We start from the raw sequence: 12,915 nt of genomic DNA on the forward strand, positions 1-12,915 counted from the left end.
CGATATTAAGCTTAGAAAAGGTTAATTTTCAACGAAAAATTATTATTGTTTGACGAATATCAAAAAATAAACTGTGTCAGGAGAAAACTATGTCAATTAATCTTAATCGTGTTCAAAATTTAATTGAAAAACTGGCTTTTATTTCATCAGTACCAAACGAGTTGACTCGCTTAGCTTTTACAGAGGAGGATGAAAAGGCCCATAATATGATTATTGAATTATGTAAAGAATATGATTTATCTATTCGTCGAGATTCAATTGGAAATCTTTTTATTCGTAAGGCAGGTAAAGAAGATTTTTTACCTGCAGTTGCATTCGGATCGCATATTGATACTGTTGTGAATGCGGGTAAATTTGATGGTCCTTTGGGATCTGTTGCTGGGTTGGAAATTCTTTTGCAATTGTGTGAACAGAATATTCAGACTCGTTATCCTTTAGAATTGATAATTTTTACTTGTGAAGAATCGAGTAGATTTAATTTTGCTACATTGGGTAGTAAAGTTATGTGTGGCATAGTAAATCAAGAAAAATTAAGTTTGTTACGTGATAAACAAGGAAAGGGTTTATCAGAAGCTATGGCTGAAGTAGGAATGAATTTTAATTTGATTAATCAAGCAAAACGTGATGCAAAGGAATTTAAATGTTTTTTTGAACTTCATATAGAACAAGGCCCTCGTTTAGAGAATGAAGGAAAAACAATAGGTGTTGTGACAGGTATTGCTGCTCCAATTCGTGCAATTGTTAAAATTAAAGGACAAGCGGATCATTCAGGAGCAACAGCAATGCATTATCGTCATGATGCATTGTTAGGAGGAGCTGAATTATCACTTGCTATTGAGCAAGCGGCTATTCAAGCTGGACATTCTACAGTAGCTACTGTAGGTAATATTACAGCTAAACCAGGAGTAATGAATGTTGTGCCAGGATATTGTGAATTATTAGTAGATATTCGAGGTACACATGTACAAGCTAGAGATTCTGTATTTGAATTATTACAAGAGGAAGTTAGTAAAGTTTCAGAAAAAAGAGGTTTATTAATTGAGTTACAACTTATTTCAAAAGATAATCCAATAGTATTACCTGAAAATATGGTAAACCAAATAGCTGAAACTGCACATTCCCTTGGTTATTCTTACGAAATAATGCCAAGTGGTGCTGGACATGATGCAATGCATATGGCAACACTTTGTCCGACAGGTATGATTTTTGTTCCATCTCATTTGGGAATTAGTCATAACCCTCTTGAATTTACTGATTGGAAATATATAGAGGCAGGAATTAAAGTTTTACAAAAAGTTATATTAGAACAGGCTGAAGTTTGTTAATTATTATAAAAACTCGTATAAATAATGCGAGTTTTTTATAAAGGCAACTCAGTTGTTGATTTAACCGTTTTTAGTGTTACTTCTGATTTTAATGTTTTAATGCCAAGCCTAGAATTGAGATAAGTGGTTTTAATGTGGTTAAATTCTTCTAAATCTGATACACAAAGCTTCAAAAGAAAATCGAAAGTTCCTGCCATAAAATGACATTCGATGATCTGTGGGATTAATTTTACCTCAAAAATAAACCGCTCTTTTAATTCAGGGTCTTCTTCAAAGAAAGAGCCTAATGCATAAACGATGAGATTACAGTTTACTTTTTTAGGATTTAATAAAGCCACATAGTTATCAATAACGCCAGTTTCTTCTAATTGATTCACTCGACGTAAACAAGCTGAATTTGAAAGTCCTATTTCGTTAGCCAGTTCATTATTTTGTAATCGACCATTGCGTTGCAATGCTTTAAGAATACGGGTATCTATATTGTCGAAGCGTTTTTTAAGCATAGTAAATCCTTTTTATGCTAACAAAAAAGATAACTTATTATAAAAGAAACCGCCTAGAAAAACTGTGATCTAGGCGGCAATTTGACTAATTAATTAAACACTATATAAAGATACTTGTACTACTAATAAAATGGAACCAATTAGCAATAAGCATCCAATCATTGGCATGACGAATTTAACCCATCTATCAAATGGAATATGCAACATTTGGAGTGTCACCAAAACTAATCCTGTCGGTGCCAAGAATAGCATTGCATATTGTCCCCAGTTGTAAGCGGAAACCACGATATCGCGTGGAATACCCACTGAGTCAGCAAGTGGCGCCATAATTGGCATTGAAAGTACGGCTAAACCAGAAGAAGATGGTACGATTAAACCTAGGAAAATAAATACGACTAATTGGCCTAAGATGAATACGCTACCCGGCATACCACTAACCACATTAGACATATAATCAAGGATAGTGTCAGAAATCATACCTTGTTCGAGCACTAAGTTCACGCCACGGGCAAGACCGATGATTAAGGACACGCCTACTAATTCTGATGCACCTTCAGTGAAGGATTCCACAATATCTTTTTCAGACAAGCCACTGATAAACATAATGATGATAGTAATGGCAAGGAAAGATGCAGCCATTTGAGGGAACCACCATCCGCCAACCATTACACCCCAAATCATAATAGGGAATGCGATGCAGAAAAGCGTTAAGATTAATTTGCGACGAGCTGAGAATTCGATAGTTGCATTTGGATCAAAGTTCTTCATATAACGTTGGCGAAATTCTTCGCGATCGTCATAAGTGAAAGAAAAACTTGGGTCAGCTTTAATTTTTTTACAGTACCAATAAAGATATGCGATTACGCAAGTTGCGCCTAAAGCTAAACCTAGAGCACGGAAACCAATACCTTCAGTAAATTGAATACCAGCTGCATTTGATGCAATAACAACGGAGAATGGGTTAATTGTAGAGAATGCCGTTCCCATAGATGAAGCAAGGAATATTGCCCCTACGCAGACTATCGCATCATATCCCAGAGCCAAGAATACTGGCACCAGAATTGGATAGAATGCCACGGCCTCTTCTTCAATACCGCATGTTGTGCCGCCTAACACCATTAAGACGGATACGCTGAATACAATAAAAAACTCATTACCTTTGGTTTTCTTCGCAAGTGCCATCAAACCAGCATTAAAAGAACCGGTTCGGTTAATAACACCAATCATACCCCCCAATACGAAGATAAAGACCATAACATCAACGGCTTCAATGGTACCTTCTACCATACTTTTGGTGATGTCTTCAATACCTTTGTGGTGTTGTTCTACACGTTGATAGGTACCAGGAATAGCGATTGGTTTTTTGATCACGCCTTCGGTGAAGTTGGAGAGTTTTATTTTGATATTGAGATTATCAAGAGTGTCTGTTGTGGCGGGATAAGTTTTATCGTCAACGCCGTAAGCTTTGACCACAAAAACATTATCAGTGGAGTTATATGTTAATTTTGAATATGAACCGGATGGAATAACCCAGGTCAATCCAACAGCGAGAATTAATATTGCAAATAAAATGGTAAACGCTGATGGGAAATTAAACGTTTTCTTCTTTTTGGACGCATCCATAGCGAGCTCCTTATGTGTAACGTTTAAAGTGCGGTTGGTAAAAACATCGGTTAAACCGACCGCACTTTTTACTTTGAGAATGACTTCTCAAAGTTCTTTTATTATTTAAGCATAATAGGATATGCCTTCAGCTTTTTTCGTAATACGAGTACCAGCTTTTCCTTTCACAATGTCCACAATATCAGATAAAGAGCCTATTACGGCATCTTTTCCTGTTTGTTTCGCAAAGTTGATCGCGGCTTGTACTTTCGGCCCCATGGAACCTGCAGCGAAACCAAGTTCTGACATAGCTTCTGGGGAGGCAACTGAAATTGCTTTTTGAGTTGGTTTACCCCAATCTACGAAGGTTGCGGAAACATCAGTTGCGATGATAAATAAATCAGCGTCAAGATTTTCTGCAAGTAAAGCTGAACATAAATCTTTGTCGATAACGGCTTCAACACCTTGTAAATTATGGTGCTCATCATAATAGGTCGGAATGCCACCGCCACCTGCACAAATTACGATACTGCCTTTTTCAAGCAACCATTTGACCGGACGAATTTCAAAAATACGTTTTGGCAATGGACTTGGCACAACGCGACGATATTTATCACCATCTTGTGCGATAGACCAATTTTTTTCTTTTGCCAAACGTTCAGCTTCTTCTTTCGTATAAACAGGGCCAATTGGTTTAGTTGGATTTTTAAAAGCTGGGTCGTTGATATCAACTTCTACTTGAGATAATAAAGTTGCAAATGGCACTTCAAATGGAACTAAATTACCGAGTTCTTGTTGAATCATATAACCAATCATTCCTACTGACTCTGCACCTAATACATCTAAAGGATAGGCTGGCACATCAGTATAGGCAGCGCCTTGTAAGGCGAGCAAACCCACTTGTGGGCCATTACCGTGTGCAATTACTAATTCATTATTTGGCCAAATTTTAGCAATTTGCTCACAAGCAATGCGAACATTTTGTCGTTGATTTTCGGCTGTCAGCGGCTCTCCGCGTCGTAATAATGCATTACCGCCTAATGCAATCACTATTCTCATACTGCCTCCTTATGCCAAACTTGCAACCATTACCGCTTTAATTGTGTGCATACGGTTTTCTGCTTGTTCAAATGCAATGTTCATTGGCGATTCAAATACGTCTTCAGTTACTTCAATACCATTAGCTAATTCAGGATATTTTTCAGCAATTTGACGACCAACTTTGGTTTCACTGTTATGGAAGGCAGGTAAGCAGTGCATAAATTTCACTTTTGGATTACCAGTGCGTTTCATTAATTCAGGTGTGACTTGATAAGGAAGTAATAATTTAATGCGTTCGCCCCAAGTTTCTAATGGTTCACCCATTGAAACCCACACATCAGTATGGACAAAATCTACACCTTTCACCGCTTTGTCGATATCTTCAGTTACAGTAATACGAGCACCACTTTCTTTCGCAAATTTTTCGCACATTTCCACAAGACTTGCTTCTGGTAATAAAGCTTTAGGTCCGCAAATACGAACATCCATACCTAATTTTGCACCAATTAATAAAAGTGAATTACCCATGTTATTGCGAGCATCCCCAATATATACATAGCTAATTTCGCTTAATGGTTTGTCGCAATGTTCAATCATGGTAAGTACGTCGGCAAGCATTTGTGTTGGGTGGAATTCATCGGTTAAACCATTGAATACTGGCACACCAGCATAATCAGCAAGTTCTTGAACGATACTTTGTTTAAAGCCACGATATTCAATGCCATCATACATTCTGCCTAATACGCGGGCGGTATCTTTCATACTTTCTTTGTGGCCAATTTGGGAGGAGTTAGGGTCGATGTAGGTGACTTGAGCGCCTTGGTCATGAGCGGCGACTTCGAATGCACAGCGTGTGCGGGTGGAGGTTTTTTCAAAGATGAGCGCGATATTTTTGCCTTTTAATTTTTGTTGTTCTGTGCCTGCATATTTGGCTCGTTTCAAATCTCGGGAGAGATCTAAGAGATATTTAATTTCACGTTCTGTGTGATGAACAAGACTAAGTAAATGTCTATTTTTCATATTGAAAGCCATAATAATCTCCTTGTGTTTTGACTATCCATTGGGGAATAAACATACATCATTCGAGATACTGCTTGTCGTTCGAACAGTTGCATTATAAGAGAAATAAAATGAAATTTGTTATCGTTTTTCAACTGGTAATGCCAATATATAGAATTTTATTGCGTGGTTTTTAGTATTGTTAGAATTTGTGTTCTTCTAAATAAAAATAGATTAACTCGTTATTGGTGTTAACTTAATCTAGATCAAACAAATTCTAATTAATCTAAATTTCCTTTTGTATCTAGTAGAAAAAAGGTTTTATCATTTTTTTATAAATCTGAGTGATTTTATCGGGTTTATAACGAAACTTTCTATTCTAATCAAAAGGACTTAATTATGTACTGCGTACAATGCGAACAAACAATGCGTACACCTGTGGGTAACGGTTGTAGTTACTCTCAAGGAATGTGCGGTAAAACTGCGGAAACTTCTGATTTACAAGACCTCCTTGTTGCAACTCTGCAAAGCTTATCTGCTTGGGCTATTCAAGCGAGAGATTTAGCTATTATCGATAATGAAATTGATGCTTTTACGGCACAAGCATTTTTCTCTACCTTGACTAATGTAAACTTTGATTCTCAACGTATAGTTGAATATGCGCAACAAGCCATCGCTTATCGCGATAATTTAATGAAACGCTGCCGTACACTAAATCCAAGTATTGATGTAAACCATCCGTTAGCTCATTTACAGCTTGAAGGTGCAACGATTTCTGATTTAACAAAACAAGCTGCGAATTTTGCCTTAAATTCTGACCGCACTTTAATTGGGGAAGAAGTACATGGCGTGCGTATGCTTTGTTTATACGGTTTAAAAGGTGCGGCTGCTTATATGGAACATGCCCATGTTTTAGGTAAATTTGATAATGAGGTATATCGTCAATTCCATGAATTTATGGCGTGGCTAGGAACAAATCCAAGCGATCTAAATGAATTGTTAGAAAAGGCGCTTGGCATAGGTAATATGAATTTTCAAGTAATGAGTTTATTAGATGCGGGTGAAACAGAAGCATTTGGTCATCCTGTTCCCGCAACGGTAAATGTGAAGCCTGTAGCAGGAAAATGTATTTTAATTTCTGGTCATGATTTAAAAGATTTAAAAGCACTTTTAGAACAAACGGAAGGAACAGGAATCAATATTTATACTCATGGTGAAATGTTGCCTGCGCATGGTTATCCAGAATTGAAAAAATACAACCATTTAGTTGGTAACTATGGAAGCGGCTGGCAAAATCAGCAGAAAGAATTTGCCAAATTCCCAGGTCCTGTAATCATGACCTCTAACTGTATCATTGATCCTAATGTTGGTAATTACGCAGATCGTATTTATACCCGTAGTATTGTGGGCTGGCCTGGTGTAACGCACATTGAAGAGCGTGATTTCAGTCAAGTTATCGCGAAAGCACAAGAAATGGCAGGATTCCCTTATGATGAATTAGAACACAAAATTACCGTTGGGTTTGGACGTCAAACTTTATTAGATGCTTCAGATGCAGTGATAAATCTTGTTGCTGGTGGAAAATTGCGTCATGTTTTCTTAGTGGGTGGTTGTGATGGCAGCAAAGGTGAACGTAGCTATTACACTGATTTTGCTCGTCAAGTACCGGAAGATTGTGCGATTTTAACTTTAGGTTGTGGTAAATATCGTTTTAATAAATTAGATTTTGGCGCTATTGATGGGTTACCTCGCTTGTTAGATGTTGGGCAATGTAATGATGCGTATTCTGCGATAATGCTTGCTGTAAATCTTTCACAAAAACTGGGTATTGGCGTTAATGAATTGCCATTAACACTTGTGCTTTCTTGGTTTGAGCAAAAAGCTATTGTTATTTTGCTTACCTTATTGGCATTAGGTGTTAAAAATATCTATACAGGGCCGACTGCACCAGCATTTTTAAATGATAATGTGATGGCATTATTAAATGAAAAATTCGGTTTGCGCGGTTTGACAACACCTGAACAAGATATGGCAGAAGCTTTAGCTAAATAACATTTCATAGAAAAGTGCGGTCGATTTTTTAATTTGTAGTATTAGCTTTATAAACATTTTAAAAATCCACCGCACTTTTTTCTATCTTCAAAGAGAAAATTCTATGTCAAATAATCAGAATCCGTTGTGTTATAACGAAATGCAGGTGCATTCCATTCATCAGGAAACTGATGATGTTTATACAATTGAATTAATAGCACAAGATTTTTACCCTTATGAGCCTGGCCAGTATGCTTTAGTAAGTATTCGTAATACACCAAATATTGTACGAGCTTATACGCTATCGTCTACGCCAGGAATGAGCCGTTTTGTTACTTTAACCGTTCGTCGTATTAAAAATGGAGTTGGTTCTAATTGGATTACATCCGAAATTAAAGAAGGTGATCAAATTTGGCTATCCGATCCAATGGGTAAATTTACCTGTACCCGCATTGTAAGTGATCGATATTTGCTTGTGGCTGGTGGATGTGGCGTTACGCCAATCATGTCTATGACTCGCTGGTTATTAAAAAATAAACCTGGTGTAGATGTGGTTGTATTCTATAGTGTTCATTCGCCTAAAGATGTTATTTTTAAACGAGAATGGGCATTACTGAAAGAACAATTTCCACAGTTAAAATTATTTATTAATGCTTCTGTTGATGCGGATGAAGGCTTTATAGATGGACGTTTAAATAGTCAAATGTTATCTGACCTTGTACCCAATATAGCTGATTATACGGTGCTGACTTGTGGCCCAGAAAGTTATATGCGTGATTTACGTGCGATGACAGAATCCCTTGGTATCCCATCTGATCGTTTCTTTTTGGAGCAATTTCATTCTTCAGCAGAAAATTGTATGTTAGATAATAGTAAACAAGTGACGCTTTCTATTACTAATCCAGTACCTCAAACTTTTTCTGTACCTGTTGGAAAAACATTGTTAGCTGCTTTGGAAGAGCATAAAGCACCGATTATTGCTGCCTGTAGAGAAGGTATTTGTGGTTCTTGTAAAACTTTAGTGGTGAGTGGTGATTATGAAGTGAGTTCAAACGGACCGCTGACAGAAGATGAAATTAAACAAGGTTATGTTTTAGCGTGCTGCTGTCAAATGAAAGGAAATATATCAGTTGATTTAATGCCTTAATCCTTAATAAAGTGTGGTTATTTTTATTACGGTTTTTTATACATTGATCTTGGACAAGGGCAATTTGTATATTTAGTGATATGATAACCGCAAATTATTTTTTGAGGTTTTTATGAATTTACCTTTTCGAGCAATGGTGTCTGATTTAGATGGCACCCTTTTAACTCCTGAACATTTAGTCGGTGATCTTACCATTGATACGTTGAGAGCATTAGAGCAAAATGGCGTGGATATCATTTTGGCAACGGGGCGTAACCATACTGATGTGTCATCCATTCTTGGAAAAATTGGTGCGGAGCGTGCGGTTATGATTACATCAAATGGTGCTCGAGTACGGGATTTACAGGGTAATTTGCTTTATAGCAATAGCTTGCCTGAAGAATTAGTTCTCGAGCTTTACAAAACGCCATTTGATACTTCCAAAGTATGCATGAATAGCTATCAAGATGAAGGTTGGTTTACTAATAAAGATATTCCTGCAATGCGTCAGTTCCATAAAGAATCTGGATTCGATTATAACGTAGTTGATTTTTCCAAACATCATGGACGTGGGACAGAAAAAGTCTTTTTTATTGGTAAAACTCCAGAGGATTTAGTTGAAGTAGAAACTTATTTACGAGATAAGTTTGGTGACGTAACGACAATAGTTTATTCAGCATTAGCTTGTTTGGAAGTAATGAATAAGAATGTTTCAAAAGGCGACGCATTAAAACATTTACTCGAATCACGCGACTATGAGTTAAAAGACTGTATTGCTTTTGGTGATGGAATGAATGATGTAGAAATGCTTTCTTGGACTGGTAAAGGCTGTATCATGCAAGATGCAGATATTCGTTTAAAAAAAGCTTGTCCAGAGTTAGAAGTTATTGGTTCAAATAAAGAAGAATCTGTCGCTCGTTATTTGCGAACTGAATTTGGATTAGATTATTAATGCAGGCATTATTATTCATAAGTTGTGGTGCAATATTAGGCGCGTCATTGCGTTGGGCTATAGGATTGTTATTTAATCCTTTATTTTCCTCATTTGCTTTTGGAACTTTAATCGCTAATTTGCTTGGTTGTTTAATTATTGGTGTATTACTTGGGCTTTTTTGGCAATTTCCACAAATTAGTGCTGAATGGCGGTTATTTTTAATTACTGGTTTTTTAGGATCGCTAACCACATTTTCTTCTTTTTCTTCCGAAGTTGTGGAATTATTTTTTAATGACAAGTGGTTAAATGGATTTTGTGTATTGATGATACATTTATTCGGATGTTTAGCTATGACAGTATTGGGCATTTGGATATATAAAATTTGTTCTCAACTTTTATCTTAATCCCATTCACTTTGGTTTTGCCCAATTAAATCAGCAAATTCATCGCTACGAAATCCATGTGATAGCATATATTGCCAAATTTTTTGTTTCATTTTAGGCGTTTGCTGTTTGTTGTAATTTGGGAATTTTTTACGTAACAAGTTCTCAGCCATTTCATACCAATCAATTTCTGATTCCATTAAAACTTCATCAATAATATCAGAAGACACACCTTTTAATTGGAGTAATTCTTGTCGAATTCGTCCTAAACCATAACCTTTTTGCACGCGTGAATTTAGATAATTTTCTGAAAAACGACGATCACTTTGCCAATTTTTTGCCTGACATAAAGATAATGCATCATCAATTTCTTCTTCCGAAAAGTTCTTTTCCTGCATTTTATTGCGGAGCTCGAATTCACTATATTCTCTGCGAGAAAGAAGATTAACTATGTAATTAAAAGCAAGGGATGACAAGGAATGATTCCTTTATTTTTATTGAGTTGATATAAAGTGCGGTTAAAAATGACCGCACTTTTGTGCGTGATTTATTCAAAATCACTTTCTGATTCTGAATTATTTTCAGATTGTTCAATGTCAGCCATTAAAGCTTGTTCTGGATTAGCCACTAATTCTGCGCGTAAACGTGCTTCTAATTCATTTGCTTTTTCTGGATTTTCATTGAGCCATTTCATTGAGTTAGTTTTACCTTGGCCAATTTTTTCTCCATTATAGGCATACCATGCACCAGATTTCTCTACAAGCTTGTGTTTTACACCAAGTTCTAATAATTCCCCTGCTTTTGAAATACCTTCGCCATAAAGAATTTGGAAATCTACTTGACGGAATGGTGCCGCTAGTTTGTTTTTTACTACTTTTACGCGTGTTTCATTTCCAATAATATTTTCGCCATCTTTTACAGAACCAGTGCGACGAATATCTAATCGAACAGAAGAATAGAATTTTAATGCATTACCGCCAGTGGTGGTTTCAGGGTTACCAAACATCACACCTATTTTCATTCGGATTTGGTTAATAAATACAACTAAGCAGTTTGCATTTTTAATTTGGCCAGTAAGTTTACGCAAAGCTTGTGACATTAAACGAGCTTGTAGCCCCATATGGGAATCACCCATATCCCCTTCAATTTCAGCTTTTGGTGTCAGTGCGGCAACGGAGTCCACAATGATTACATCAATTGCGCCTGAGCGAACTAATGCATCACAGATTTCAAGTGCCTGTTCCCCATTATCTGGTTGAGAAACAAAAAGCTCTTTTACATCTACACCAAGTTTTGCTGCATAAATAGGGTCAAGTGCGTGTTCTGCATCAATAAATGCACAGGTTTTTCCTGCTTTTTGCGCTTGAGCAATGACGGAAAGAGTTAATGTTGTTTTACCAGATGATTCAGGTCCGAAAATTTCTACAATTCGACCCATAGGTAAACCACCAATTCCTAGTGCAACATCTAAGCCAAGTGATCCAGTAGAAATAGATTCTACATCCAACGTTTTGGTATCGCCTAATTTCATAATTGAGCCTTTACCAAATTGTTTTTCGATTTGCCCTAGTGCAGCCGCTAGAGCTTTTTGTTTTTCTTCTTGAGTCGCCATAATTAAAATCCTGTTTGAATGCTCAATTTTTTGTGATTATATCTGTATTGATGTACAGGTCAAGAAAAATATTTATATTTGTGAAATGTATGAGATCTGTATTCCAAAGAAAGTAGATCAAAACCTTAAAATGAGGAGGTTATGATAAAAGCTTGTTAATTGAATTTTTTTTGGTTAAATTATATACAGAATATAATGGTAAGAAAATTTTTAAATATAGTATATTTATATATAAACCAATTGTTTACATAAAAATAAATTTCAAATTTACGATCAGCTTCACAAATCTGAAATTTATTCTTAGTAAGATGAAAAACTTCATGATATAAACCAAATCAGAAGTACTTCTACTGACTCTTTTAAAATAATTATTCATTGGAGGTTTAATATGAATATAAAGGATGAGCATATAGATAGTGTTTGCTCTTTGTTAGATCAGTTAGTAGGAAATGTTACCTTTAAAAATCTTTTTACAGGTTACGGTTTGTTTCACAAGGAAGAGACAATGTTTGCCATTTGGCAGAATAAAAAACTTTATCTACGTGGTGAGGATGAACTTGCTATTCAATTAAGTAAATTAGGTTGTGAACCATTTACAACAAATGAGTTGAATAAGAGATTTGTACTTTCTCAATATTATGCACTTTCAGAGCAGGTGATGCGTAATAATATGTTGTGTAGAAAGTTGATTATTCTTTCTATTCAGCAAATTCGCAATCAGAAGTTAGATCGTACTTTAAGAAAGCTAAATAGATTAAAGGATTTACCCAATTTAACAATCAAGCACGAAAGAGCGCTAATAAAAGCTGGCATTACTGATGTTGCTATGCTAAGAGAAATTGGTGCAGAAAATGCATTGGTAGAATTAAAGAAAAGCGGTAGCGGAGCAACTTTAGATTTTTATTGGAAGTTAGTATGTGCTTTGCAAAATAAAAATAGTCAATTTTTAAGTCAATCGGAAAAAGAGCGTTTATTAAAGAAATTAAACGAAATTTTGAGAAAGAATGGTTTGAAAGGCTATAGAAAATTAGATGACGAATAAAATTTGTTCATTCAAATAATTTTTTGCAAAAAGTACTTGCAAGGGATTTGAAAATCCCTATAATGCACCGCACACAACGACGCACTGTTGTGAAGTTTTTAAGTTTCCACGTGCGTCGTTGTTTTTTGCTCTTTAACAATGTATCAGACAATCTGTGTGGGCACTTGTTGATTGACTTGTTTTAAAAATATTTTTAATTTTGAAGTCTTAATAGGTGCTTAACTGAAAATTCATCATTACTTTTTTAAGTAGTGTTTTATTTATAGCTAAGCAGTTTATTGAGCGATTGAACTTGAATTGAAGAGTTTGATCATGGC

At 35.9% G+C, this 12,915-nt stretch carries 12 protein-coding genes; 6 read left to right on the forward strand and 6 right to left on the reverse strand.

Annotated features, from left to right (window positions below; all coding sequences use genetic code 11):
• The first annotated feature begins 89 nt into the window (after positions 1–89).
• Positions 90–1,325 carry a Zn-dependent hydrolase gene (locus tag DV434_RS07085; protein ID WP_053466374.1) on the forward strand — a complete coding sequence of 412 codons (1,236 nt, stop codon included), beginning with the start codon at positions 90–92 and terminating at the stop codon, positions 1,323–1,325.
• 35 nt (positions 1,326–1,360) lie between these two features.
• Here the strand turns inward: DV434_RS07085 and DV434_RS07090 are convergent, their stop codons facing one another.
• From DV434_RS07090 to DV434_RS07105, 4 genes are all read right to left on the reverse strand, one after another.
• Positions 1,361–1,828, reverse strand: coding sequence for an Lrp/AsnC family transcriptional regulator (locus DV434_RS07090; protein ID WP_118785594.1), 468 nt, complete (start codon positions 1,826–1,828; stop codon positions 1,361–1,363).
• A gap of 93 nt (positions 1,829–1,921) precedes the next feature.
• Positions 1,922–3,451, reverse strand: a complete 1,530-nt coding sequence (locus DV434_RS07095; RefSeq protein WP_118785595.1) for a YfcC family protein — start codon at positions 3,449–3,451, stop codon at positions 1,922–1,924.
• 105 nt (positions 3,452–3,556) lie between these two features.
• Entirely contained in the window at positions 3,557–4,489 is a 933-nt protein-coding gene (gene arcC, locus DV434_RS07100; RefSeq protein WP_118785596.1) for a carbamate kinase, read from the reverse strand.
• Positions 4,490–4,498: 9 nt separating this feature from the next.
• Positions 4,499–5,503, reverse strand: a complete 1,005-nt coding sequence (locus DV434_RS07105) for an ornithine carbamoyltransferase (protein ID WP_009499652.1) — start codon at positions 5,501–5,503, stop codon at positions 4,499–4,501.
• 366 nt (positions 5,504–5,869) lie between these two features.
• Here DV434_RS07105 and hcp point away from each other — a divergent pair, with 366 nt between their 5' ends.
• The 4 genes from hcp to crcB all read left to right on the forward strand — a co-directional run bounded on the left by hcp (position 5,870) and on the right by crcB (position 9,965).
• A complete protein-coding gene (hcp, locus tag DV434_RS07110) occupies positions 5,870–7,522 on the forward strand; it encodes a hydroxylamine reductase (protein WP_118785597.1) in 1,653 nt (550 codons plus the stop codon).
• 103 nt (positions 7,523–7,625) lie between these two features.
• A complete protein-coding gene (hcr, locus tag DV434_RS07115) occupies positions 7,626–8,648 on the forward strand; it encodes an NADH oxidoreductase (RefSeq protein WP_118785598.1) in 1,023 nt (340 codons plus the stop codon).
• Between the two features lie 112 nt (positions 8,649–8,760).
• Entirely contained in the window at positions 8,761–9,579 is an 819-nt protein-coding gene (locus DV434_RS07120) for a Cof-type HAD-IIB family hydrolase (protein ID WP_118811563.1), read from the forward strand.
• Positions 9,579–9,965, forward strand: coding sequence for a fluoride efflux transporter CrcB (gene crcB, locus DV434_RS07125; RefSeq protein ID WP_118811564.1), 387 nt, complete (start codon positions 9,579–9,581; stop codon positions 9,963–9,965). Before DV434_RS07120 ends, crcB begins: the two co-directional genes overlap by 1 nt.
• Here crcB and recX read toward each other — a convergent pair.
• The gene (recX, locus tag DV434_RS07130) at positions 9,962–10,420 is read right to left on the reverse strand and encodes a recombination regulator RecX (RefSeq protein WP_118785600.1); all 459 of its coding nucleotides are present in this window, start codon (positions 10,418–10,420) and stop codon (positions 9,962–9,964) included. The genes crcB and recX overlap by 4 nt on opposite strands.
• Before the next feature lie 71 nt (positions 10,421–10,491).
• Positions 10,492–11,556 (reverse strand): recombinase RecA, encoded by a 1,065-nt coding sequence (recA, locus tag DV434_RS07135; protein ID WP_118785601.1) that lies wholly within the window; start codon positions 11,554–11,556, stop codon positions 10,492–10,494.
• A 388-nt stretch (positions 11,557–11,944) separates the two neighbouring features.
• On the opposite strand from recA, the gene tfoX reads away from it, so the two are divergent.
• A complete protein-coding gene (gene tfoX, locus DV434_RS07140) occupies positions 11,945–12,598 on the forward strand; it encodes a DNA transformation protein TfoX (protein ID WP_118785602.1) in 654 nt (217 codons plus the stop codon).
• Positions 12,599–12,915 lie beyond the last annotated feature (317 nt).

The sequence above is a fragment of the Haemophilus haemolyticus genome, from assembly GCF_003493685.1.
Lineage (GTDB): Bacteria > Pseudomonadota > Gammaproteobacteria > Enterobacterales > Pasteurellaceae > Haemophilus > Haemophilus haemolyticus_O.